This window comes from Halorubrum lipolyticum DSM 21995, from assembly GCF_000337375.1.
Taxonomy (GTDB): Archaea; Halobacteriota; Halobacteria; order Halobacteriales; family Haloferacaceae; genus Halorubrum; species Halorubrum lipolyticum.
Map to the genome: position 1 here is coordinate 24,515 of NZ_AOJG01000011.1, position 22,191 is coordinate 46,705.

Annotated in this window: 22 protein-coding genes; 6 read left to right on the top strand and 16 right to left on the bottom strand. The window is 70.2% G+C overall.

Annotation, left to right across the window (positions count from 1 at the left end):
* Positions 1 to 15: 15 nt before the first annotated feature.
* The 3 genes from C469_RS04620 to C469_RS04630 all read right to left on the bottom strand — a co-directional run bounded on the left by C469_RS04620 (position 16) and on the right by C469_RS04630 (position 1,796).
* Positions 16 to 498: an acyl-CoA thioesterase gene (locus C469_RS04620; protein ID WP_008004272.1), complete on the bottom strand. Its 483-nt coding sequence runs from the start codon at positions 496 to 498 to the stop codon at positions 16 to 18.
* Positions 499 to 564: 66 nt separating this feature from the next.
* The gene (locus C469_RS04625) at positions 565 to 1,017 is read right to left on the bottom strand and encodes a bifunctional nuclease family protein (RefSeq protein ID WP_008004274.1); all 453 of its coding nucleotides are present in this window, start codon (positions 1,015 to 1,017) and stop codon (positions 565 to 567) included.
* Positions 1,018 to 1,094: 77 nt separating this feature from the next.
* A complete protein-coding gene (locus tag C469_RS04630) occupies positions 1,095 to 1,796 on the bottom strand; it encodes an ArsR/SmtB family transcription factor (RefSeq protein ID WP_008004275.1) in 702 nt (233 codons plus the stop codon).
* 108 nt (positions 1,797 to 1,904) lie between these two features.
* On the opposite strand from C469_RS04630, the gene C469_RS04635 reads away from it, so the two are divergent.
* The 3 genes from C469_RS04635 (at position 1,905) to purM (ending at position 5,502) form a co-directional block, all read left to right on the top strand.
* Positions 1,905 to 3,716 (top strand): TraB/GumN family protein, encoded by a 1,812-nt coding sequence (locus C469_RS04635; protein ID WP_008004278.1) that lies wholly within the window; start codon positions 1,905 to 1,907, stop codon positions 3,714 to 3,716.
* Positions 3,713 to 4,378 (top strand): hypothetical protein, encoded by a 666-nt coding sequence (locus C469_RS04640; RefSeq protein ID WP_008004280.1) that lies wholly within the window; start codon positions 3,713 to 3,715, stop codon positions 4,376 to 4,378. Before C469_RS04635 ends, C469_RS04640 begins: the two co-directional genes overlap by 4 nt.
* Before the next feature lie 83 nt (positions 4,379 to 4,461).
* On the top strand, positions 4,462 to 5,502 hold the full coding sequence (gene purM, locus C469_RS04645; protein WP_008004282.1) for a phosphoribosylformylglycinamidine cyclo-ligase: 1,041 nt from the start codon (positions 4,462 to 4,464) through the stop codon (positions 5,500 to 5,502).
* A gap of 393 nt (positions 5,503 to 5,895) precedes the next feature.
* Here purM and C469_RS04650 read toward each other — a convergent pair whose 3' ends face one another.
* From C469_RS04650 to C469_RS04660, 3 genes are all read right to left on the bottom strand, one after another.
* Positions 5,896 to 6,192: a DUF6360 family protein gene (locus C469_RS04650; RefSeq protein ID WP_008004283.1), complete on the bottom strand. Its 297-nt coding sequence runs from the start codon at positions 6,190 to 6,192 to the stop codon at positions 5,896 to 5,898.
* Positions 6,193 to 6,223: 31 nt separating this feature from the next.
* Entirely contained in the window at positions 6,224 to 8,017 is a 1,794-nt protein-coding gene (locus C469_RS04655) for a nitrite/sulfite reductase (RefSeq protein WP_008004285.1), read from the bottom strand.
* A 92-nt stretch (positions 8,018 to 8,109) separates the two neighbouring features.
* Positions 8,110 to 8,415 (bottom strand): hypothetical protein, encoded by a 306-nt coding sequence (locus C469_RS04660; protein ID WP_187127440.1) that lies wholly within the window; start codon positions 8,413 to 8,415, stop codon positions 8,110 to 8,112.
* Between the two features lie 216 nt (positions 8,416 to 8,631).
* On the opposite strand from C469_RS04660, the gene C469_RS17600 reads away from it, so the two are divergent.
* Both C469_RS17600 and C469_RS04665 read left to right on the top strand, forming a co-directional pair.
* Positions 8,632 to 8,760, top strand: a complete 129-nt coding sequence (locus C469_RS17600; protein ID WP_008004289.1) for a hypothetical protein — start codon at positions 8,632 to 8,634, stop codon at positions 8,758 to 8,760.
* Complete coding sequence (locus C469_RS04665; RefSeq protein ID WP_008004291.1) at positions 8,757 to 8,942, top strand: hypothetical protein; 186 nt, start codon at positions 8,757 to 8,759, stop codon at positions 8,940 to 8,942. Before C469_RS17600 ends, C469_RS04665 begins: the two co-directional genes overlap by 4 nt.
* A 53-nt stretch (positions 8,943 to 8,995) precedes the next feature.
* Here the strand turns inward: C469_RS04665 and C469_RS04670 are convergent, their stop codons facing one another.
* The 10 genes from C469_RS04670 to C469_RS04715 all read right to left on the bottom strand — a co-directional run bounded on the left by C469_RS04670 (position 8,996) and on the right by C469_RS04715 (position 20,266).
* The gene (locus C469_RS04670) at positions 8,996 to 9,535 is read right to left on the bottom strand and encodes a CBS domain-containing protein (RefSeq protein WP_008004294.1); all 540 of its coding nucleotides are present in this window, start codon (positions 9,533 to 9,535) and stop codon (positions 8,996 to 8,998) included.
* 97 nt (positions 9,536 to 9,632) lie between these two features.
* Positions 9,633 to 10,004, bottom strand: a complete 372-nt coding sequence (locus C469_RS04675; protein ID WP_008004296.1) for a DUF555 domain-containing protein — start codon at positions 10,002 to 10,004, stop codon at positions 9,633 to 9,635.
* 129 nt (positions 10,005 to 10,133) lie between these two features.
* Positions 10,134 to 11,132, bottom strand: coding sequence for an isocitrate/isopropylmalate family dehydrogenase (locus tag C469_RS04680; RefSeq protein WP_008004298.1), 999 nt, complete (start codon positions 11,130 to 11,132; stop codon positions 10,134 to 10,136).
* On the bottom strand, positions 11,129 to 11,785 hold the full coding sequence (gene leuD / locus C469_RS04685) for a 3-isopropylmalate dehydratase small subunit (RefSeq protein ID WP_008004300.1): 657 nt from the start codon (positions 11,783 to 11,785) through the stop codon (positions 11,129 to 11,131). The genes C469_RS04680 and leuD overlap by 4 nt, the downstream gene beginning before the upstream one ends.
* Positions 11,782 to 13,203: a 3-isopropylmalate dehydratase large subunit gene (gene leuC / locus C469_RS04690; protein WP_008004302.1), complete on the bottom strand. Its 1,422-nt coding sequence runs from the start codon at positions 13,201 to 13,203 to the stop codon at positions 11,782 to 11,784. Before leuC ends, leuD begins: the two co-directional genes overlap by 4 nt.
* A 70-nt stretch (positions 13,204 to 13,273) precedes the next feature.
* Positions 13,274 to 14,329, bottom strand: a complete 1,056-nt coding sequence (gene ilvC, locus C469_RS04695; RefSeq protein ID WP_008004304.1) for a ketol-acid reductoisomerase — start codon at positions 14,327 to 14,329, stop codon at positions 13,274 to 13,276.
* Positions 14,330 to 14,362: 33 nt separating this feature from the next.
* Positions 14,363 to 15,064: an acetolactate synthase small subunit gene (gene ilvN / locus C469_RS04700; RefSeq protein WP_008004306.1), complete on the bottom strand. Its 702-nt coding sequence runs from the start codon at positions 15,062 to 15,064 to the stop codon at positions 14,363 to 14,365.
* Positions 15,061 to 16,881: a biosynthetic-type acetolactate synthase large subunit gene (gene ilvB / locus C469_RS04705; RefSeq protein WP_008004308.1), complete on the bottom strand. Its 1,821-nt coding sequence runs from the start codon at positions 16,879 to 16,881 to the stop codon at positions 15,061 to 15,063. The genes ilvN and ilvB overlap by 4 nt, the downstream gene beginning before the upstream one ends.
* 367 nt (positions 16,882 to 17,248) lie before the next feature.
* Positions 17,249 to 18,433, bottom strand: a complete 1,185-nt coding sequence (locus C469_RS04710; protein ID WP_449272114.1) for a LeuA family protein — start codon at positions 18,431 to 18,433, stop codon at positions 17,249 to 17,251.
* Between the two features lie 273 nt (positions 18,434 to 18,706).
* Positions 18,707 to 20,266 (bottom strand): hypothetical protein, encoded by a 1,560-nt coding sequence (locus C469_RS04715; protein WP_008004312.1) that lies wholly within the window; start codon positions 20,264 to 20,266, stop codon positions 18,707 to 18,709.
* Between the two features lie 135 nt (positions 20,267 to 20,401).
* On the opposite strand from C469_RS04715, the gene ligA reads away from it, so the two are divergent.
* Positions 20,402 to 22,168 carry an ATP-dependent DNA ligase LigA gene (ligA, locus tag C469_RS04720; RefSeq protein WP_049911045.1) on the top strand — a complete coding sequence of 589 codons (1,767 nt, stop codon included), beginning with the start codon at positions 20,402 to 20,404 and terminating at the stop codon, positions 22,166 to 22,168.
* Positions 22,169 to 22,191 lie beyond the last annotated feature (23 nt).

Consider the following 22,191-nt stretch of genomic DNA (forward strand, 5'->3'; position numbering starts at 1 on the left):
AGAGTCGGTTGGTACCTAGAGCTCGTAGCGCTCGACGACCTCGCGCAGCTGTTCGCGCCGACCCTCGATGGCGTCGTCGCGCAGCGCCTCCTCCTCCTCGGTCGGCGTCGTCAGCGCCGGGACGCTGGCCGGATTGCCCTCGTCGTCGAGCGCCACGAACGTGAAGTAGGAAGTCGTCGTCCGGCGGCGCTCGTCGGTCCGAGGGTTCTCCGCGCTGACGTGGACCTTCACGTCGAGGCTCGTCCGCCCCACGTTGAACACGTATCCCTCGATTACGGCGACCTCGCCCATCTCGATGGGCGAGATGAAGTCGACGTGGTCCATGGAGGCGGTGACGACCTGTCGGTTCGAGAAGCGCATCCCGGCGATGGCGCCGCAGATGTCCATCCAGTGGAGGACCGCGCCCCCGAGCGCCCGCCCGAGGTTGTTCGTGTCGTTCGGCAACAGCAATTCGGTCATCTCGGTGTACGACTCCGCGACCGTCGCCGTCTCGTCCATGTCGTCGGTGAGGCGGCGGGCGACTTGAACCCGGTGACCGGCGGCGGGAAGCGGACGGTGCGGGATTCAGGCGCCGCTTTGGGACCCGTCGTCGAACCGGACCGAGTCCTGCGAGCGCCCCGCCTCGTCGATCACCTCGTCGGAGACGACGATCGGACAGTCGATCCGAACGGCGAGCGCGAGCGCGTCGGAGGGACGCGCGTCGAAGACGAACCGCTCCGGCTCGCCGTCCTCGTACCGCTCGGCGTCGATCTTCGCGTAGAAGGTGCCGTCCCGGAGGTCGTCGACGCGGACGCGATCGATCGCGCCGCCGAACTCGGTGAGGACCTCGACGAGGAGGTCGTGCGTCAGCGGTCGGTCGAACGGTTCGCCCTCGAGCGCCATCCCGATCGACTGCGCCTGATCGGCGCTGACGAAGATCGGGACGTACTCGTCGCGCGCGGAGAGGATGACCGCCGGCACGTCGCCGCCGGGTGCGGAGCCCGCTCCGACCCCGACGACCTCGGCTTCGTGTTCCATACCGGACCGTGGCGTCGGCGGCATGAATAGCTGTCCCACGCGATCGCTGGGGGCGGCGTCTCGGAGGTCGATCCCGTTCACCCGCCCGCGCTCCGATACCAGTACGCCCACGCGACCGTGAACACGAGCGCGGCGCCGAGGAAGAAGACGACGCCGGGCTCGAGCGCGGAGACGGCGTAGTCGGCGAGGGGGTCGACGACGTACTCGACCGTCCCGTCGATCGCCTCCCCACTCCCGTCGGCGCCGTCGGCTCCGGCCGAGCCCCCGTCGCTCGCGGCGTCCTCGGTGGCGGCGCCCGCGTCCCCACCGCCGGTCGTGGTCGTCACGCGCGCCGTCGGGTCCGCCACCGAGAGCAGCCGCTGGGCCACGACGGCGGCCAGCCCGATGACCCCGTAGCCGCCGAGCAGCCGCATCAGCGCCGACTTGATCCCGCCCGACTCCTCCGAGCCGCCGGCGAACAGCACGAGCGGCTCGTCGGCGGCCGCGTACACGTCCATCTCCCGGCCCTTCTCGGAGTAGGTCGTGTCGACCACGTCGACGAGGTCGGCCCCGTCGAGCTTCGAGAGGTGGTACTGGACGTTCTGGAGCGAGGTGTCGACGGCGTCGGCGAGCTCCGATTTGGTCGCCGGCTCGTCGTGGAGCCGCGTGAGGATCTCGCGGGCGGTCTCGGAACCGAGCGCGGCGATGAGCTCGTCGGCGTCGTCGTCGTCGACGCCGACCACCCGCGGCTCTCTGTCTTCGGGGGTCGCGTCGGGGAGGGAGGGCAACAGCCGCGACATACCAGCCCCTCCGCCCCGTGAGAATACAAATTTGTTGGATCCCCGAGGCGCCGACGCGCGCTCACCGACTCACAAACCCTAAACGCGGCGACGGAGTACGTCGTGGCAATGACAGAGACGCCAGGGGGATCCGACGGCGCGTCCCCGCCCCCGACGGCGGGCGACTCGGCGCCGACGGAGAGCGACCCGGCGGCCGCCGGCGGCGAGGGTACCCCTGCGAGCGGCGCGGTCGGAGCGCCTCCCGACGACGACGAGTCCGGCTCGGTGACCGTGGTCGGAACCGCGCACGTCTCCGAGCGGTCGGTCGACGAGGTCGAGGAGACGATCGAGCGCGAGCGACCCGACGTGGTCGCCGTCGAGCTCGACGAGGGGCGATACCGGCAGATGAACGGCGAGAGCCCCGACGACCTCGACGCGGGCGACCTGCTGCGGGGGAACACCGTCTTCCAGTTCCTCGCGTACTGGATGCTCTCGTACGTCCAGACTCAGCTCGGCGACCGCTTCGACATCGAGCCGGGCGCCGACATGCGCGCCGCCATCGACGTCGCCGAGGGGCTCGGCATCGACGTGGCGTTAGTCGACCGGGACATCCAGACGACGATCCAACGCTTCTGGGCCCGGATGTCGGTCACGGAGAAGCTTCGCATGGTCGGCGGGCTCGCGTTCGGCGTCACCGACTCCCGCGTGGTGGGGGTGTTGGTCGGGCTGTTCGTCGGGATCCTCGCCGGCCCGGTGATCGGGCTCTTCGGCGGCAGCGTCGGGGTCACCGACGCCATGTTGACGAGCGTCACCGGCGGGGTGCTCGCCGCGGTCGCGGTCGCCATCGCGGTCGATCAGGTCGGGAAAGTCGCGCTCTCGCCCGACGGCCGCCTCTACGCCGCGGCGATACTGGGCGTCGCGTCCGGGATCACCGCCGCCGCGGTCGGCGCGCTCGACGGGATCGTCGCGACGTACCTCGGCGGGTTCACCGTGCGCGCGGTCGGGAGCCTCGGGCTCGGGATCTCGCTCGGCCTGACCCTCGGCGTGCTCGCGTCGCTCGCGATGAGCGTCCTCGGGCGGGGCGCAGGCGAGCCCGAACACGGCGGGATCGAAGAGCTGGGGATGGAGGACCTGACCGACACCGACGTGGTGACGATGATGATGGAGGAGTTCCGGCAGTTCTCCCCGGGCGGCGCCGAGGCGCTCATCGACGAGCGCGACGCCTTCATCGCCCACCGGCTCGTCGCCCTCCGCGAGGCCGGCCACGACGTGGTCGCCGTCGTCGGCGCGGGCCACCGCGCGGGGATCGAGGGGTACCTCGCGGACCCCGCGTCGCTCCCGCCGATGGAGAGTCTCGTCGGGAAGGAGCGCGGGCGCGGGCTCCCGTGGAAGAAGGCGATCGGGTACGCGATCACCGTCGGCTTCGTCGGCTTCTTCGTCCTGCTCGCGCTCGCCGGGGTGGAGAACGCGTTCCTCTTCCGGCTGTTCGGCGCGTGGTTCCTGATCAACGGCGCGTTCGCGTTCGCGTTCGCGAAGGTCGCCGGCGCGCGCTGGACCTCCGCCGGGGTCGGCGGCGCAGTCGCGTGGATGACCTCGATCAACCCGGTGCTCGCGCCCGGCTGGTTCACCGGGTACGTCGAGCTCCGGAGCCTGACGGTGAACGTCGGCGACATCGGCCGGCTCAACGAGCTGCTCTCCGACGAGACGCTGTCGCCGTCGGCCCTCGTCTCCTCGATGCTCGACGTGCCCCTGTTCAAGCTCATCGTCGTCGTCGCGATGACGAACATCGGTAGCATCGTCGCGAGCTTCCTGTTCGCGGTGTACGTCATCCCGGCGATGTTCGGCGACGTGGGCGGCGTCGACGAGGTTGGGCGACTCATGATCGAGGGCGCACGCACCGGCGCGGAGCTGGTGCGGAGCGCGGTCACGGGGGGACGATGAGCGCCCTCCAGGGCCGCCGGATCGCCGGCCTCTACTTCAGCGGGACCGAGCTCCGCGACCTGCTGGTCGCGTGGCTCGCGCTCGGCGTCGCGTTCACGTTCTTCTTCGTGAACGGCACCGCGGGCTTCGACCGGCTGCTCGCGGCGGGGGTCGTCCCGCCGCTGCTGGTCGGCCTGCTCACCGCGGGCGTCGCGTTCCTCCTCCACGAGATCGCCCACAAGGTCGTCGCGGTCCACTACGATCAGGTCGCCGAGTTCCGCGCGGACAACGGGATGCTGTTCCTGGCCGTGATGAGCTCCCTTTTGGGCTTCATCTTCGCCGCGCCGGGCGCCGTCCACCACCGCGGCCGGCTGACGCCCCGCGAGCACGGCCACATCGCGCTGGCCGGCCCGGTCGTCAACCTCCTGCTCACGCTCGCGTTCCTCCCGGTGCTCCTGCTCGGCCCCGTCGTCGGGAGCCCCGTGATCACCCTGATCGGCTCGCGCGGGATCGCGATCAACGTCTTCCTCGCGGCCTTCAACCTGATCCCGTACGGCCCCCTCGACGGGAAGACAGTCATGGGGTGGAGCAAGCCGGTGTGGGCCGGCTTCTTCGCCCTGTCCGTCCTGCTCACGGTCGGGCTCGTCTTCGTCGGCGGGCTCGGCTTCGACGGTCCGTTCTGAGGCGGGCGGTGTCGCGACGGAGCGGGCCCGACCGCCTCCGCGGGAACGGTGCGCTTTTGCTCCGCGGGCGTCCCTCGACACACATGACCGAGGGCGACGGCGGAGACGACGGCGACGCGAGCGCGGGGGACGAGGAACCGACGAGCGACGACGGCGACGAACTCACCTACGCCGACGCCGGCGTCGACATCGACGCCAGCGAGGCCGCCACCGCGGCGCTGATCGGGGCGGTGGGCGAGGGCGAGGGCGACTACGCCGGCCTGCTCGACATCGGCGACCGCTACCTCGCGCTGGCGACCGACGGCGTCGGGACCAAGCTCCTCGTCGCCGAGGCGCTCGGCGACTACTCGACCGTCGGGATCGACTGCATCGCGATGAACGTCAACGACCTCGTCGCCGCCGGCGTCCGCCCGGTCGCGTTCGTCGACTACCTCGCGGTCGACGAGCCGGACGAGCGCTTCGCCGAGCAGGTCGGCGAGGGGCTCGCGCGCGGCGCCGAACTCGCCGACATGGAGCTCGTCGGCGGCGAGACCGCGGTGATGCCCGACGTGATCCGCGGGCTCGACCTGGCGGGGACCTGTGCCGGGCTCGCCGCGAAAGAGGCGGTCTTCGACGGCGCGGCGCGCCCGGGCGACGCGCTGGTCGGGTGGGAGTCGTCGGGGATCCACTCGAACGGGCTCACCCTCGCGCGCGAGGCCGCGACCCGCGAGCACGCGTACGCCGACCCGTGTCCGTTCGAGGGGTACGAGACGGTCGGCGAGGCCCTCCTGGAGCCGACCCGGATCTACACCGACCTGCTCGACCCGATGCGCGAGCACGGCGTGCGCGGCGCGGCCCACGTCACCGGCGGCGGGTGGACCAACCTGACGCGGCTCGGCGCGAACCGGTACGTCGTCGAGGACGCGTTCGACCCGCAGCCCGTCTTCGAGTTCGTGCAGTCCGAGGGGAGCGTCTCCGACGAGGAGATGCACCGGACGTTCAACATGGGGACGGGGTTCGTCGCGGCGCTCGACCCCGACGACGCCGCGTCGCTGGCTGATGAGACGGACGGGCGCGTGATCGGACGGGTTGAGGAGGGGGAGGGCGACGAAGGGAGCGTCGCGATCCGCGGATTAGAGTTATAAATGGTTGCTGTCGATCGCGCTCTCGATCGCTTATAAACCCGGAACTTCGGCTCGACGGCGAACACTTCTAAAGCCTCAGTCGCTCACTTATAAATCGTTGATCCCGAATCGACGGTGAACACCTCCAAAGCCCCAGCCGTGCTCGTCTCCCACAGCTCGCTGTGGTCCTCAGTCGCTCGCGATGCTCGCTCCCTGCGGTCCTTGCGTCGCTGGGGTTCGCCGAGCACGGCTGCCCCTTTGAGTCCCACCCGGCCGCACCGCACAGCCTCACGCCTCCCCAGCCTCGTCGCTCACTCGGGGCTCCCTCCGGTCGCCCGCGTCGTTCGCGACTCCCTCGCGTGTGCTCCTCGCGCCCTTCGGGCGCTCGGAGGCGCGCGCCACCGCACCGTTTATTTATAAAGAGTCGTCGCCGTTTCGCGCGGCTTCGACGCGGTCCGCCGTCGACTCCAGCGCCTCGGCGAGGGTCCGCGCCTGCGCGGGCGAGAGGTCGATCTCGTCGGCGTGGGCGGTGAGGTCGTCGATCGCGGTGTTGTCGAGTTCGACTTCCAGCGTGACGTGTTCGGGGTCCTCGCGCGGCGCGGTGACGTTCACCACGCCGGGCGCCTCGGTCTCGAACTCGTGGCCGCGAGCGCGACCGTCGACGAGGTCGAGCGTCGTGTAGGCGTTCACGCGGAGCAGCCGATCGCTCATCGGATCGCCTCCGGGTCCGTCGAGCGCATCGTCAGTCGTCCGCCGGCGGCGACGGCGCGTCCTCCATCGAGTCGTTCTCGGCGTACGGGTACCAGGTGCGCTTCGTGTTGTGCATCATCGGGTCCTCGTAGTCCGTCTCCTCGGGGTCCACGAAGGCGTCGAGTTCGTCGTCGTCGTGACGGGCGACGAACGCGCGGAACGACTCGCCCTCGTCGCGCTCGGCCGCGAAGCTCTCCACGAGGTTCGCGATCGCGCCCGGTACCTCGTCGACGGGCACGCGCTGGGTCACCCACCGGGCGAACTGGGGATTCTCGCCGAGCCCGCCGCCGAGCCCGACATCGAGCGCCTCGACCGGGTCGCCGTCCTTGCGGGTCTTCATCCCGCGCAGGCTCACGTCGGCGATCTGCGGCTGCGCGCACGAGGCCGTACACCCGGAGAGGTGGACGTGGAACTCGTCGACGTCGGTCGGGAGGTCGACGTTGGCCTTCAGCCAGCGCGCGAACCGGACCTGCCGGTTCTTCGTCTCGACGATCGACAGCGAGCAGAACTCCGTGCCGGTACACGCGACCGAGCCGCGCATGAACGGCGAGGGGGACGGCGAGTAGTGCTTGAGCAGCGGCTCGTCGAGGAACTCGTCGAGGGCGTCGTCGGGAACGTCGGTGACGATGACGTTCTGGCGCTGGGAGAGCCGGACCTCGCCGGAGCCGTACTCCGCGGCGAGGTCGGCCAGATCGAGCACGTCGGTCGCGCCCATCCGACCGACGAGCACGTTCAGGCCGACGAAGTTCTCTCCGTTCTTCTGGTCGTGGACGCCGATCAGGTCGTTGCGCTCGCCCTCGCCCGCGTTGTAGGTGTACTCCTCGCGGACGTCACGCCCGGCGGATTCGAGCTCGAAGTCGACGTACTCCTCCTGGAGCGTCTCGCGGACCTCCGCTGCGCCCCACTCGTCGACGAGGAACTTCACGCGGGCGTTGTACCGGTCCTCGCGGTCGCCGTAGTCGCGGAACAGCGCGGAGAGCCCGCCCGCCACGTCGGGGACGCGCTCCGGCGGCACCCAGACGTCGATGTCGCGGGCGAACCGCGGCTCGTTGCGGGCGAGTCCGCCGCCGACCCGGACGTTGAAGCCCACGGCGTCCTCGATCTCGCCCTCGTCTCCGCCTTCGTCCCCGTCCCCGCCTCCGCCTCCGCCGACCGCCTTGTACGCGGGCTCGAACGCGAGGTCGTTGATGTCGCCCTGCCCGGAGCCGTCGGCGGAGCCGGTCACGGAGACCTTCCACTTCCGCGGGAGGTTCGAGTGGTCGTCGTTCCCCTTGAACGTCTCGTTGAGTTCGTTGATTACGGGCCAGGCGTCGATCACCTCCTGCCCGTCCTTGCCCGCGACGGGGTTCCCGACGATGTTCCGCCACGAGTCCCCGCACGCCTGCTGAGTCGAGAGGCCGTTCTCCTCCAGTTTCTCGAAGATCGCCGGCACGTCCGACAGCTCGATCCAGTGGAGCTGAATCGACTGTCGAGTGGTGAAGTCGGCGTACGCGTCGCCGAAGATCGGGTTCGTGCCGGGGCCGCGGGCGTACTCGTCGGCGATCTCGCCGACGGTCCGGAGCTGTCCCGGTTCGAGCACGCCGTTCGGTGTCCCGATCCGCATCATGAAGTACCCCTCCTGCCCGTTCCGCTGGTGGTACAGCCCCCACCACTTGAAGCGCTCGAACCACGCGTCGCGCTCGTCGTCCGGGATCGAATCGAACCCCTCCTCGGCGAACTCGAACAGGTGGTCACGGATCTCGTTCCCGTAGACCTCGGATTTCCAGTTTTCGACGTCCGTTGGCATCGAGAGCCCCTACACGTGACGCCCCCATAGGCGACCGCGTCGAGTCAACGTTCCCCGGTGCCCCACCGAAGTGGCACGTGTTGCCGCTTTCCTCAGCGCCGCACGCGGCGAACCGCGGATCGGTCGATCTCGGCGAACTCGCTCCCGCGTACCCGCCCGACGGGGATCCAGCCGGTGGTTCCCGCCGCCCCGCACGCGATACACTGACCGTAGACCCGCACCTCCACGGTCGAGCCGTCGACGCCGACCGACTGGAAGTTCTCGACGACCAGATCGGTGAGCGCGCACTCGCACAGATCCGGCGCGTCGAGGCGCCACAGTTCGCTGACACGTACTTTTCGGTCGTCGTTGACGGAGATCCACGCCCCGTCGTCGAGGACGCGCAAACGAGTGGTCACACCCCCCATTCGCCCGCAGCGACCCAATGGGTGACGGTGGTCGCAATCGGCGACAGTTTCGATGACGCCGAATACTCGGGAAACCGCACGACTGCGGTCCGATCTCTCGTGAAATCCGCTTCCGAACTACCGGACACGTACTCCGGTATCCGAGAGTACTGGTTCGATTTACATGTGTGGCGGTACTTATGGCTCGGACGCGCTTACGCCCGTGTGATGACCGATTCGGTCCCTGACTCCACCGGCGATCGACCCGCTGGCCCGGTCGATACCGGCGAGTACCGACAGCACGCATCCGCGGACGTGGCGCCCGAGCTCTTCGCCGACGACCCGGAGGGACGATGACCAAGCGAGCCGATCCGCAAACGACCGGCGGAAAACGAGAGGAGGTCGAGAGCGAAGGGGACGCGGAGAAACCCGATCCCGACTCCGACCCCGACGACGGTACTGGCCACCTCGACGACATCGAGGACGGCGCCGGCTGTACGGAGATCTGGGAACGGCTCTCGGAGCGCCGAGAGGAGTGACGCCGCCCGCGGCCCGACCGTTTCGGGAGCGTCGCGTGCGGGTCGAATCCGTTTTACGAGAGGTGCGCGGCGATGTCGGCCTCGGTGATGATCCCGACCGTCTCGCCGCCGTCGGTCACCATCACCGCCTTGTAGTGGTCGAGCAGGTTCCGGACCTCGTCGACCGTCGCGCTCGGTGCGACCGTCGGGAACGACTCGCTCATCACCTCGCTGACCGGGTGATCGCCCACGTTCTCGCCGGCGTGGACCACGTCGCCCTGACTGATCGAGCCGACCGGCACGCCGTTCTGTAACACCGGTAACTGCGAGTACGCCTCCTCCTCCATCAGCTCGACCGCCCCGCGCACCGCGTCGTCGGGCGCGACGCTGATCACCGTCTCGTTCATCAGGTCGCTCGCGCGAACGACTCTCCCCTCCGCTTCCTGCAGCGCGTTGACGATGCGCCGGAGCGTCGAGAGTCGGGGGTCGACGTCGCCCCCCTCGATCCGCGCGATGAGCGGCTGCGAGACGTCCGCGGCGTCGGCGAGTTCGCTCTGTGTCAGCTCCAGCGTCGTCCGCCGCTCGCGGAGGTCCTGTGGCGTCGGGAGTTCCATACTCCAAATAACTAAGGGTTATTAGAAAAGGTTTCGGCAACGACCGATATCGCGGCGGCGGTCGCGCGGTCGCGTCGATCGCACCGATCGCGGCGTCCTACTCGTCGTCGCGGTCGTCGTCGTCGCCCTCGGTCTCGATGACCTCGATGACCTCGAGGGGAACGTCGCGGAGCGCGCCGCCGACCTCGCTTTTCGCGATCCGCTCGGCGTGCTCCTCGCTGTCGGCGTTGAAGATGTCGATCTCCAAGAGGAGCCCGACCAAGGCGGTGTTCGCGGCGAGGAACGCGGCGTCGAACGGCTCGCCGCAGGCCGGACAGCCGGTGACGCCGGGCTCGACCTCGACGTACTGCTTGTCCGTCTCGTTGAGTCGCTTGCCGGCTTCGCTGACCGCGACGCCGATGGCGTCGTCGGTCTCCTCGACGTCACGGACCAACCAGGCTGCTTCCATCGCGACTTCGTAGTTACTCATACCCGAACCGAGGGGACGCAGGGTTTCCTTTCTTGTGGTTCGCCCGCGGTCACGAGTCTCGATCGCACGGAGAAGAATCGGCGGTTGCCGACGCGTATCGGAGGCGGCGTCGGCGTCGGCGATCGCCGCCTACAGCCGGTCGACGATCGCGGCCGTGACCTCGTCGGTCGTCGCGTCGCCGCCGAGGTCGCCGGTGCGCGGGCCGTCGGAGAGCACGCCCTCCACGGCGTCGCGCACGCGCCGGCCCTCCTCGACGTGGCCGAGGTACTCCACCAGCATCGCGGCCGAGAGGACCGCGGCCGTCGGGTTCGCGATCCCCTCGCCCGCGATATCGGGCGCGGTGCCGTGGACCGGCTCGAACAGCGCGTTGTCGTGGCCGACGTTCGCCGAGGGAAGCAGCCCGAGCCCGCCGACGAGCCCGGCGGCCAGGTCGGAGAGCACGTCGCCCGCGAGGTTCGGGCAGACGATCACGCCGTACTGCGTCGGGTCGAGCGGGAGCTTCGTCGCGAACGCGTCCATCAGCTCCTCGTCGGCGTCGACGCCGCGCTCCTCGGCGACCGCGAGCACCTCCTCACGGAACCGGCCGTCCGTCTCGCGCATCACGTTCGCCTTGTGCGCGACGGTGAACCCCTCCTCGGAGTCGCCCGCGGGACCTCGTCCGTCCCCGACGAACTCGCAGGCGTACTCGGCCAGCTCGCGCGAGGCCGACGAGGTGACGACCCGCGTCAGCGTCGAGAGGTCGTCGGAGAGCCGGTCCTCATGGCCCGAGTAGACGCCCTCGGTGTTCTCGCGGAGAAAGACCACGTCGGTCTCCGGGCGGAGCGCGTCGACGCCGGGGTACGCCTTGGCGGGTCGGACGTTCACGAACGAGTCGACCGCCTCGCGCAGCGGGAGGATGACGTCGGCGGCCGTCTCGCCGGCCGCGCCGAACAGCGTCGCGTCCGCGTCGGCCGCGAGCTCGTACGTCTCCGCCGGGAGCGCCTCGCCGGTCGACTCCTTCGTCGCGTCGCCGGCCTCGGCCTCGACGAACTCGAAGCCGACGGGGAGCGCCTCCAGTACCTCGATAGCCGCCGGGACGACCTCCCGGCCGATCCCGTCGCCCTCGATGACGACGACTTCGTGGCTCACGCCTCGTCCCCCGAGACGTGTTCGTCCGGCACGTACGGCAGCGACCGGGCGGTCTCGCGGACCGCGCCCTCGTTCGCGCCCATCAGCGCCGTGGTGTCCCAGACGCCCTCGACGAGCGCCTTCCGCTGGGCGTCGTGAACCTCCGCGTCGATCACGGTGTCGCCGTAGGTGATCGTCTCCGCGGCCACGTCGATGTCGACCTCGGCGTCCGGGTTGGCCTCGACGTAGTCCTGGAGCGCCTCGATGTCGTCCTGGTCGGCCGTGACCGTCGGAACGCCGAGCGCGAGGCAGTTGCCCGCGAAGATCTCCGCGAACGACTCGCCGACGACCGCGTCGATCCCCCAGCGCATCAGCGCCTGGGGGGCGTGCTCGCGCGACGAGCCGCAGCCGAAGTTGGCGTTGACGACCAAGACGTTCGCCCCCCGGTACTGCTCCTCGTTGAACGGGTGGTCCTTCTCGTTGTCGTCGTCGTCGAACCGCTGGTCGAAGAAGGAGAACTGGCCCAGCCCGTCGAAGGTCACGACCTTCATGAACCGCGCCGGAATGATCTGGTCGGTGTCGATGTCGTTGCCCCGGACCGGGATCCCGGTGCCGGAGACCTCGGTGACCTTCTCCGCCGGCGCCTCACCGGCGCTGAACTCGGGCGAGCTCATACGGTCGCCACCTCCTCCATCTCGCGGACGTCGGTGACCTTGCCGGTCACCGCCGCGGCCGCGACCATGATCGGACTCATCAGCACGGTGCGCCCGTCCTTCGAGCCCTGTCGGCCGACGAAGTTCCGGTTCGACGACGAGGCGCTCGCCTCGTCGCCCTCCAGCTGGTCGTCGTTCATCCCGAGACACATCGAACAGCCGGGCTCGCGCCAGTCGAAGCCGGCCTGCTTGAACACCTCGTCGAGCCCCTCGGCCTCCGCGGCGTCGCGGACGCGCTGGCTGCCGGGGACGACCATCGCGCGCACGTCGTCGTCGACCTCGCGCCCCTCGACGAACGCCGCGGCCTCGCGGAGGTCCTTCAGCCGCGCGTTGGTACACGAGCCGAGGAACGCCACGTCGATGTCGTACCCCTCCATGGTGTCGCCGGGCTCGACGCGCATGTGCTTTTGCGCGCGCCGCGCCGTGTCGCGGTCCTCCTCGGGGAGGTCGTCGGGATCCGGGATCGGCTCGGTGATGCCCGCGGTCTGGCCGGGCGTGGTCCCCCACGTGACGGTCGGCTCGATGGCCGAGCCGTCGATGGTGACCACGTCGTCGTACTCGGCGTCGTCGTCGGTCCGGATCGACTCCCAGTAGGGTTTCAGCCGCTCGAACTCCTCGGGGTCGTTCTCGAACGCGTCCGTCTCCTGCAGCCACTCGTAGGTGGTCTCGTCGGGGTTGACGTACCCCGCGCGGGCGCCGCCCTCGATCGACATGTTACAGATAGACATCCGTCCCTCCATCCCGAGGTCCTCGATGGCCTCGCCGGCGTACTCGTACACGTAGCCGACGCCGCCGTCGGTCCCGAGCTTCCCGATGATCGTGAGGATGATGTCCTTCGCGGTGACGCCCTCGCCGAGCTCGCCCGTGACCTCGATCTTGCGGACCTTCTGTTTCTCCATCGCGACGCAGCCGGTCGCCAGCACGTCCCGGATCTGCGAGGTGCCGATGCCGAACGCCAGCGCGCCGAACGCGCCGTGCGTCGACGTGTGTGAGTCGCCACAGACGATCGTCATCCCCGGCTGGGTGAGCCCCTGCTCCGGTCCGATGACGTGGACGATCCCCTGATTCCCGGAGTCCGGGTCGGAGAAGTCGATGCCGGAGCCGCGGACGTTCTCCTCTAACTCCGCCATCATGCTCTCGGCCGCGTCGTCGCGGTAGGGACGGTCACGGTTGCCCGTGGGCACGATGTGGTCGACCGTCGCGTGCGTGCGCTCCGGGAACGCGACCTCCTGCCCGCGCTCCTTCAGCATGCCGAACGCCTGCGGGCTGGTGACCTCGTGGACGAGGTGGAGCCCGACGAACAGCTGGTCCTGTCCGGTGGGCAGCCGCGTCACCGTGTGTCGGTCCCACACCTTGTCGTACAGCGTTCCCTCGCTCATCGGCGCTCACCCGCGTGGCGCGCCGATCGCGCGGTCTCGTCCGTCCGGTTCGCGCCGCCGCGTACGCCCATCAGGCGGTCACCTCGGCGCTCTCCTCCTCGTCCTCTTCTTCCTCCTGCCACGCGAACAGGCCCCGAAGCTCCTCGCCGACGGCCTCGATCTCGTGGTTCTTCTCCGCGGTCCGGAGCTGGGTGTAGGAGGGGCGTCCGGCCTGGTTCTCCGCGATCCACTCGCGGGCGAACTCGCCGTTCTGGACCTTCTCCAGCACTTCCTCCATGTTCTCGCGGGCGTGTTCGTCGACGACGACGTCGCCCTGGGTGAGCCCGCCGTACTCGGCGGTGTCGGAGACGGAGTCCCACATGCCGCCGAGCCCGTCCTCGTACATCAGGTCGACGATGAGCTTCAGCTCGTTGAGACACTCGAAGTACGCCATCTCCGGGGAGTAGCCGGCGTCGACGAGCGTCTCGTACCCCTGCTTCACGAGCGACGTGACGCCGCCGCAGAGGACGGCCTGCTCGCCGAACAGGTCGGTCTCGGTCTCCTCACGGAACGACGTCTCGACGACGCCGGCGCGGGTGCAGCCGATCGCGGCCGCGTACGCGAGCCCCTCGTCGTGAGCGTCGCCGGTCGCGTCCTGGTACACCGCGAGCAGGCCGGGGGTCCCCTCGTCGTTCTCGTAGTTCCGGCGGACGAGGTGACCCGGCGACTTCGGCGCCACCATCGTCACGTCGACGTCCTCTGGCGGCTGGATCTGGTTGTAGTGGATGTTGAACCCGTGCGCGAACTGGAGCGTGTCGCCCGCGTCCAGGTTCGGCTCGATCGCGTTCTCGTACACGTCCGGCTGGACCGTGTCGGGGACGAGCACGCTCACGATGTCGGCCTCGGCGGCCGCGTCCGCGGGGGTCTCGACGCGGAGTCCGTCGCTCTCGGCGGCGCTTCGAGAGGAACTGCTCTCGCGGAGGCCGACGATCACGTCGACCCCGCTCTCGGAGAGGTTCTGCGCGTGCGCGTGGCCCTGCGAGCCGTAGCCGAGCACGGCCACGGTCTTGTGAGCGATCGCCTCTTCGTCCGCGTCTTCGTCGTAGTATACTGTCGAGTTGAACGTCTGTGTGTCGTCTTCGGTCATGTGTATCGTGTGAGTTCGGTGTCGGTCCGCGTGTCAGTCGTCGTGAGTCGTCGGTTCGCCGGCCGTTCCGGGTTTCTCTCCGGGCGCTGTCGGCGTGTTGCCGCGCGCGAGGGCGGTCGGCCCCGTCCGCGCGATCTCGACGATGCCGAACCGCTCGAAGGCGCCGATCGCGTTGTCGATGCTGGCGTTGTCGCCGGTGAGTTCGACGGTGATCGTCTCCGGGCCGGCGTCGACCGTCCGACCGTCGTACATCTCGGAGACCGCGTGGACCGCAGCGGGGTCGTCCGCCTCCACCTTCAGGAGGACGAGCTCCGAGGTGACCGCGTCGCCGGCGACCTCGCCGACGGAGATGACCGGCTTCAGCTTCGCCATCTGTTTTTCGATCTGGTCGATGCCGGGGTCCGTCTCCTCGACGACCATCGTGATCCGCGAGTGGCCCTCGACGGTCGTCGGGCCGACGGTGAGGCTCTCGATATTGAACTGCCGGCGGGAGACGAGCCCGGAGACGCGCGCGAGCACGCCCGGCTCGTCCTCCACCAGCGCCGAGATGACGGCTCGGCGCGACGCGTGTTCCGCCTCGACGACGGGGTCGATGCGGATCCCCTCGAGGTTCCGGCGCCCCTCGGGGTGATCGCGCTCCTCGGGACCGGGCTGTTCGCTCGGCGCAGGCCGGGAGTCGGCCTCGGACACGCCGCCGTCGGTCGCGGGACGGGAGTCGGACGAGTCGCCGCTCATAGCTGGTCCTCCGCGGTGGCGAACTTCCCGTTCGCACCGCCGCTCGGCACCATCGGCAGGACGTTCTCCTCCGGATCGACGTGGAAGTCGATCACGGCCGGCCCGTCGTAGTCGAGCGCCTCCTCGACCGCGGGCGCGACCTCGTCGTAGTCGTCGACGCGGAGGCCGAGCGCGCCGAACGCCTCGGCGAGCTTGTCGAACTCCGGCATCCACGTGTAGTCCGAGGCCATGTGACGGCCCTCGTAGAAGGCGTCCTGCCACTGGCGCACCATGCCGATGTACTCGTTGTTTAGCACCGCGATCGTGATGTCGAGATCCTCGCGGACCGCCACCGATAGCTCCTGCATCGTCATCAGGAAGGAGCCGTCGCCGTCGAAACACACCACGTCCCGGTCCGGTTCGCCCATGGTGTCGGCCGCGACGCGCGCGCCGACCGCGGCGGGCACGCCGTATCCCATCGTCCCCAGCCCGTGCGAGGAGACCCACGTCCGGGGCTCCGTGTACGTCCAGAACTGTGAGGCCCACATCTGGTGTTGGCCGACGCCGGTCGTCACGATGGTGTCGTCGTCCGTCGCCTCGTCGAACGCCTCGACGACGAACTGCGGCTTCAGCGGCTCGTCCTCGGGCGTCGCGTACGTGAGCGGGTACGTCTCCTTCCACTCCGCGCAGCGCTCGCGCCACGCCTCGGCGTCGGGCGCCTCGCGGACCGCCGCGGTCAGCTGGTCGAGGACGCGCTCCGCGTCGCCGATCAGCGGGTAGTCGGCGTGGACGTTCTTGCTTATCTCGGCCGGGTCGATGTCGACGTGGACGACCTCGGCCTCCGGCGCGAACGTGTCGATCCCGCCGGTCAGCCGGTCGTCGAACCGGGTGCCGACCGCGATCAGGCAGTCGGTGTGGGTGATCGCCATGTTGGCGTAGCCGGTGCCGTGCATCCCCGCCCACGAGAGGCAGAGCTCGTCGTCCTCGGGGAACGATCCGATGCCGGGCATCGTCGTCGTCACCGGGACCCCGTACGTCCGCGCGAAGGTGCGCGCGGCGTCGCTCGCGTCGGCCTTGATCACGCCGCCGCCGAACAGGCAGACCGGGCGTTCAGCGGCCTCGATCGCGCGGGCGGCCTCCTCGACCGCGTCGGCGTCGGCGTTCGGGTCGGGGTCGGTGCCGGCCGGCGGCGCCGCCGGGCCGGGCGTCTCGTCCGTCTCCGCCTGCGTCACGTCCTTCGGCAGGTCGACGAGCGTCGGGCCGGGACGGCCCGCGCGCGACAGCTCGAACGCCTCGCCGACGGTGTCGCCGACGGTGTCCGCGCCGTGCGCGAAGTAGTTGTGCTTCGTGATCGGGCGGGTGACGCCGACCGTGTCGGTCTCCTGGAACGCGTCGTTGCCGACGAACTCGGTCGGGACCTGCCCGGTCAACGCCAACACCGCGTCGGAGTCCATGTCGGCGTCGGCGATGCCGGTGACGAGGTTCGTCGCGCCCGGTCCCGAAGTCGCCAGGCAGAGCCCGGGCTCGCCCGCCACGACGCCGTAGGCGTCGGCGGCGTGGGACGCCCCCTGCTCGTGCGCCATCGTCACGTGGCGGATCGAGGAGTCGTACAGCGCGTCGTACACCGGCATGATCGCGCCGCCCTGCACGCCGAAGGCGGTCTCAGCGCCGGCGGCCTCCAGCGCGGCGACGACCGACTCGGCGCCGGTCGACACCGGTCCCGCGGCGGGACCGTCGGCGTCTGCCGGCCCGTCTGCCGCGGCGGATCCGTCCGCGTTCGCCGCGTCGTCCGGCTCCTCCGCGTCGTCGTCTCGTGGCTGTGCTGCTGTGTCGCTCATTGTCGTGGTGGTGTTCGGTGGTGCATCTGGCGGGTGTGAGAGTCGATCGGTCCGAACGCCGAGTCGCCGGGCGAGGAACGGCCCGCCCGTCGGCGTTCGTCGATGCGTGGAGTCGGTGAGGAAGGGGTGGTGTAGGGGATTATACCCCTACGATAACCGGCGCGACGGCTCCGGCGACGTCGGCGGTCGTCGGGATCGTAGAGCGCCGTCGCATCTCGGATCCACCAACGCGGCCGGGGTATAAATCCCTGTCGGGGAGCGGAACCGGCGGGCCGGTTCCGAGCGGCGGATCGGGTCGGGTGAGCGCCTCCGTCCGCGCGATCGCACGGCGGCCGCTCGGCGGGCTCCCCGTCCAGGGAGGCGGCCATCAGATCCTGACCTCCTCCTCCTCGCGGTCGACGTCCGCCTCCTCGGCGAACCGCTCGACGTCGCCGGCGGTCACCTGGCGCTTCCCGGAGCCGTACTCCTTGACGCGCTTGGTGATGCGCCGGACCTCGCTGTCGCTCGGGTCGAAGCCGGCCTCCACCAGGTGCTTGCGCACGCTGTGGGTGCCGGTGTGTTTCCCGAGCACGAACTCGCGTTCCGCCCCGACCATCTCCGGGGTCATCACGCCGGTCTCGAACGTGTCGGCGTTCTCGATGACGCCCGCGGCGTGGATGCCCGACTCGTGGGCGAACGCGTTCCGCCCGGTGACGGGCTTGTTCGCCGGCACCGGGATATCCGAGGCGTCCTCGACGATCCGGGCCAGCTTGGTGATCTGGGTCGTGTCGATGCCGGTGTCGACGCCGTACACCGACTCGACCGCCATCACGACCTCCTCGTAGGCGGCGTTGCCGGCGCGCTCGCCGATCCCGTTGACCGACACCTGGGCCTGCTCCGCGCCGTTCTCGAACCCGGTGACCGCGTTCGCCGCGGCCATCCCGAAGTCGTCGTGCGTGTGCACGTCGACGCGGGCGTCGGTCGCCTCGACGACGGCCTTCACCGTCTTCCCGAAGCTGGTCGGCATCGCGACGCCGCACGTGTCCGGGATGTTGATCCAGTCCGTGCCCGCGTCGCTGACCGCCTCGACGATCTCCCGCAGGTAGTCGGGGTCGGTCCGCGTCGCGTCCATGGGCGAGAACATGCACTCGACGCCGGCGTCTTTCACCTGCTCGACGGCGTCGACGGCGCGCTGTTTCGCCTCCTGCCGGGTCGCGTGCATCGAATCCTCCAGCTGCACGTCGCTGGTGGAGACGAACACGTGGACCATCTCGACGCCGGAGTCGATGGCGGCGTCGATGTCGCCCTCGACGACCCGCGCCAGTCCGCAGACGGTGGTGTCCGTCGCGGCGGCGATGTCGCTCACGGCCTCGAACTCCGCGTCCGAGTTCACCGGGAACCCAGCCTCGATGACGTGGGTGTTCATGTCGTCCAGCGTCGCCGCTATGCGGCGTTTCTCGTCGTAGCTGAACGACGTGCGCGGTGACTGTTCACCGTCTCGTAACGTCGTGTCGAAGATCCGTACAGGACCGATATCGATGTTAGAAGCTATCGTGCCCTGGAAGAACTCGATCCGCCGGGGTGTCCGACGAAGCCTCCGTGATGTCTGTCATCGACTGGGGGAAGCACGGTCGAGAACTTAACACTTGTGCCGATTGCAAATACGGCTCGTCTGAGAGACCCCGATACGCGAGCGGCGATCCCGAAAACCGCACGACACCAACGGGATACAATGACCTTATACACATTATACACACACCGAGTCGATCGGGGTGATGTGGTTTCGGAACCCGATTAATAAGCCGAATCGACGTTCGTTTCGTTCCGCGCGCGGTCGGCGCGCGCCTCAGTCCCCGTTCACCCACGCGGAGAAGCCGCCCTCGATCAGCGTCTCGGACTGTCGGTCGATGTACTCGCGCTGGGTGTCGTGGACCGCGGTCTCGAAGTCGTCGCCGTCGTCGAGGCGCTCGCGGACGCGGTCCCGCTTCCAGCTCGCCGGCGTCGTCCGGTTCGCCACCCGCCACCGGAGCGGAGCGAGCCACGCGGCGGCCTCCTCCTCGGGGCAGCCCGCGGTCCGGAGGCCGGCCTCGGCGTGGTCGAGGAGATCGCCGTACAGGGTGTCGGTATCGGTGGTGCGCTCGCCGTCGAGCCCGACCCACTCCATGTCGGCGTCGAGCCCGTCGGCGACCGCGGCGTAGAAGTTGTCGCGGGCGGTCTCCCAGTCGAGCCCGATGACGGGGTGCTCGCGCTGCGGGAGCGCCTGCATCAGCCCGGCGAACGCCGCCTGAAAAGCGATCGAGTCGCGGACGGTGGGCTGGGCCGCGATCGGGCGGAACTCGATCCGGGCGTTGGCGCTCGACCGGCTCGCGCCCTCGAAGACGGGACGGACCCACCGCCAGTAGCTGCCGTGTTTCGTCCGGAACGTCGCGAACTCGTCGTCGAACCGGTCGGTGCCGTCGGGCTCGGGCATCGGGATGAGGGTCTCGTCGCCAGCGATCCGGTCGACCGCGGTCTCGACGTCGTGGAACTCCCGGGGGAACCGGACTTTGCCCTCCTCGGTCCGCGCGTTGAGGACCGACTCGAACACGTGGATCCGGTTCTCCGTCGCGCCCTCCGCGAGAACCCGCTCGCCGTCCCACGCGTCGTCGTACAGCTCCGGCGGGAAGAAGGGAGAGTTGACCCCGAGCGCGAGCAGGGGACCGGCGGCCCGGAGCGCGTACCGGAAGTGCCGCGGCAGGGTCTCGGCCTGTCCGACCTGGTAGTGCGGCTGGATGGAGGTGATGAGGCTCTCGGGCATCACCGTGTCGGCCTCGAGCGACACGCCGGGCGCCTCGACGACCGTCCCGCGCCGCCCGTCGTCGCCCGCGTTCGCCATCGCGTGGTACCGGACCGCGTCGCTCATGTTGACGGCGACGGTGACGCCGTCGACGTCGACGCTGTCGGTGAGGTACCCCCGGGCCGTCTCGCCCGTCGGCGGGATGGTCCAGAGGGCGTCCGAGACGAGTCGCATCCCCTCGACGCCCGCGGTGTTCTCCGCGGCCTCCAGCCGCGCCCGGACCTCCGCGAGCTGCGCCCGGAGGCCGTGGTCCGAGAGCGGCTGCGGGCTCGTCGACATCTCGGCGTTGTGGAGCCCGAGCTCCTTCTCGAACCCCATCAGCTCCAGCAGGCGGCGCGGGACCCGCATCAGGGCGTACTCGCCCGCCCGCGACTCCTCGCTCCATCGCCCGTCGGCGACCGCGTAGAACTCGTACTCGAAGCCGACGATCGACTGGTGGTTGTCGAAGGCGCCGTCGCGGAGCGCCTGCTTGACGACTTCCGCCTCCTCCTCGGCGCGGGCGTCGAACTCGTCGGAGTCGACCGCGAGCGCCTCGCGGACCCCGTCGGCGAGGGCGGACTCGGTGCTCATGGAACGGTCGACGACCCCGGCAGGCAAAAAGGCCTGCGCCCGACCGGCGGCGTGGGAGCGGTCGGCACGCGGCCCGTCCGTCCCGAAACCGACCCGTATCGGGGCGCTTTTGCCGAGCGATCGCGGACTCCGCGCATGGAGTTCGCAGCGTTCGCCGAGCGCGCGGAGCGGCTGGCGGCCGAGCCCGCCGACATCGAGACGACGCGGCTCGTCGCCGACCTGCTCGCGGCGGCCGGAGGTCGGGGCAAGAGCGACGACCTCGCGACCGTCACCCGGTTCCTGCTCGGCCGCGTCTTCCCGGCGCACGACACCCGGACGCTCGACGTGGGACCGGCGCTCTGTCGCGAGGCGATCGCGCGCGCCGCCGGCCCGAACGTGGGCGCGGCCGACGTGGAGGAGCGGCTGGCCGAGGCGGGCGAGATCGGTGCGGTCGCCGCCGGCTTCGACTTCGGCGGCCAGCGCGGGCTCGCCGCCTTCGGCGAGGGGCGCGACCGACTCACCGTCGCCGCCGTCGACGCGGCGCTGCGCGAGCTGGCCGCCGACGCCGGCGACGGAAGCGAGTCCCGCAAGCGCGACGCGCTGTTCGGGCTGTTCAATCGGTGCGAGCCCGCGGAGGCGAAGCTGCTCGCCCGGCTCGTGCTCGGCGAGATGCGGCTCGGCGTCGGCGAGGGGACCGTCCGCGACGCGATCGCGGAGGCGTTTCTCGCGGAGGCATCAGCGGACGACGGCAAAGAGGGGAACGACGGCGACGACCCGACGCTCCGCGCCCGCGACGAGGCGGCCGCCGCGGTCGAGCGCGCGCTGCAGGTGACCAACGACTACGGGCGCGTCGCGGTCCTCGCCCGCGACGAGGGGCTCGCCGGCCTGCGCGCCGAGGGACTAGCGGTCGGTCGGCCGGTGCAGGCGATGCTCGCGCAGGCCGGGACGGCGACCGACGCGGTCGAGGCGTTCGGCGAGGTCGCCGTCGAGACCAAGTTCGACGGGGCGCGGGTGCAGGTCCACTACGTGCCGGAGTCGGCCGCCGAGGGAGGAGAGGGACTCGGTCCGCGGGTCTACTCGCGGAACATGGACGACGTGACGGACGCGCTCCCGGAGGTCGTCGAGTACGTCGAGGCTCGCGTCTCCGTCCCGGTCATCCTCGACGGGGAGGTGGTCGCGGTCGACGACGACGGCGATCCCCTCCCGTTCCAGGAGGTGCTGCGTCGCTTCCGGCGGAAACACGACGTGGACCGGATGCGCGAGGAGGTCGGGCTCCGGCTCCACGCGTTCGACTGCCTCCACGCCGACGGCGAGGACTTACTCGACGAGCCGCTCCGCGCGCGCCACGACTTGCTCGTCGATGTCCTGCCCGACGCGGCCGCGAGCGTCGAGTTCGCGGACGACCCCGAGGCGATCGAGGTCGCGGAGGCGGCCGCGCTCGACGCGGGCCACGAGGGCGTGATGCTGAAGAACCCCGACGCGGCGTACACGCCCGGCGACCGCGGCCGGGACTGGCTCAAGCGCAAGCCCGACGTGGAGACGCTCGACGCCGTGGTGGTCGGCGCGGAGTGGGGCGAGGGGCGCCGCGCGGAGCTATTCGGGACGTTCCTGCTCGGCGTGGGGGCGGGAGACGACGAGTTCGCGACCATCGGGAAGGTCGCGACCGGGCTCACCGACGAGGCGCTCGCCGACCTCACCGAGCGGCTGAAGCCCCACGTGGTGAGCGAGGACGGGACCGAGATCGAAATCCGGCCCGAGGCCGTCCTCGAGGTCGGCTACGAGGAGATCCAGACCTCGCCGACCTACTCGTCCGGCTACGCGCTGCGGTTTCCGCGGTTCGTCGGCGTGCGCGACGACAAATCGGTCGGCGACGCCGACTCGCTGGAGCGCGTCGCGCGGCTCGCCGGGGACGGAGCCGAGTGAGAGAGAGGCCGAGATCCGATAGC

Excerpts from the sequence above, each read along its gene's own strand:
- C469_RS04620 (WP_008004272.1), bottom strand. The coding sequence starts at position 498 with ATGGACGAGACGGCGACGGTCGCGGAGTCGTACACCGAGATGACCGAA.
- C469_RS04625 (WP_008004274.1), bottom strand. The coding sequence starts at position 1,017 with ATGGAACACGAAGCCGAGGTCGTCGGGGTCGGAGCGGGCTCCGCACCC.
- C469_RS04630 (WP_008004275.1), bottom strand. The coding sequence starts at position 1,796 with ATGTCGCGGCTGTTGCCCTCCCTCCCCGACGCGACCCCCGAAGACAGA.
- C469_RS04635 (WP_008004278.1), top strand. The coding sequence starts at position 1,905 with ATGACAGAGACGCCAGGGGGATCCGACGGCGCGTCCCCGCCCCCGACG.
- C469_RS04640 (WP_008004280.1), top strand. The coding sequence starts at position 3,713 with ATGAGCGCCCTCCAGGGCCGCCGGATCGCCGGCCTCTACTTCAGCGGG.
- purM (WP_008004282.1), top strand. The coding sequence starts at position 4,462 with ATGACCGAGGGCGACGGCGGAGACGACGGCGACGCGAGCGCGGGGGAC.
- C469_RS04650 (WP_008004283.1), bottom strand. The coding sequence starts at position 6,192 with ATGAGCGATCGGCTGCTCCGCGTGAACGCCTACACGACGCTCGACCTC.
- C469_RS04655 (WP_008004285.1), bottom strand. The coding sequence starts at position 8,017 with ATGCCAACGGACGTCGAAAACTGGAAATCCGAGGTCTACGGGAACGAG.
- C469_RS17600 (WP_008004289.1), top strand. The coding sequence starts at position 8,632 with ATGACCGATTCGGTCCCTGACTCCACCGGCGATCGACCCGCTGGCCCG.
- C469_RS04665 (WP_008004291.1), top strand. The coding sequence starts at position 8,757 with ATGACCAAGCGAGCCGATCCGCAAACGACCGGCGGAAAACGAGAGGAG.
- C469_RS04670 (WP_008004294.1), bottom strand. The coding sequence starts at position 9,535 with ATGGAACTCCCGACGCCACAGGACCTCCGCGAGCGGCGGACGACGCTG.
- C469_RS04675 (WP_008004296.1), bottom strand. The coding sequence starts at position 10,004 with ATGAGTAACTACGAAGTCGCGATGGAAGCAGCCTGGTTGGTCCGTGAC.
- leuD (WP_008004300.1), bottom strand. The coding sequence starts at position 11,785 with ATGAGCTCGCCCGAGTTCAGCGCCGGTGAGGCGCCGGCGGAGAAGGTC.
- leuC (WP_008004302.1), bottom strand. The coding sequence starts at position 13,203 with ATGAGCGAGGGAACGCTGTACGACAAGGTGTGGGACCGACACACGGTG.
- ilvC (WP_008004304.1), bottom strand. The coding sequence starts at position 14,329 with ATGACCGAAGACGACACACAGACGTTCAACTCGACAGTATACTACGAC.
- ilvN (WP_008004306.1), bottom strand. The coding sequence starts at position 15,064 with ATGAGCGGCGACTCGTCCGACTCCCGTCCCGCGACCGACGGCGGCGTG.
- ilvB (WP_008004308.1), bottom strand. The coding sequence starts at position 16,881 with ATGAGCGACACAGCAGCACAGCCACGAGACGACGACGCGGAGGAGCCG.
- C469_RS04715 (WP_008004312.1), bottom strand. The coding sequence starts at position 20,266 with ATGAGCACCGAGTCCGCCCTCGCCGACGGGGTCCGCGAGGCGCTCGCG.
- ligA (WP_049911045.1), top strand. The coding sequence starts at position 20,402 with ATGGAGTTCGCAGCGTTCGCCGAGCGCGCGGAGCGGCTGGCGGCCGAG.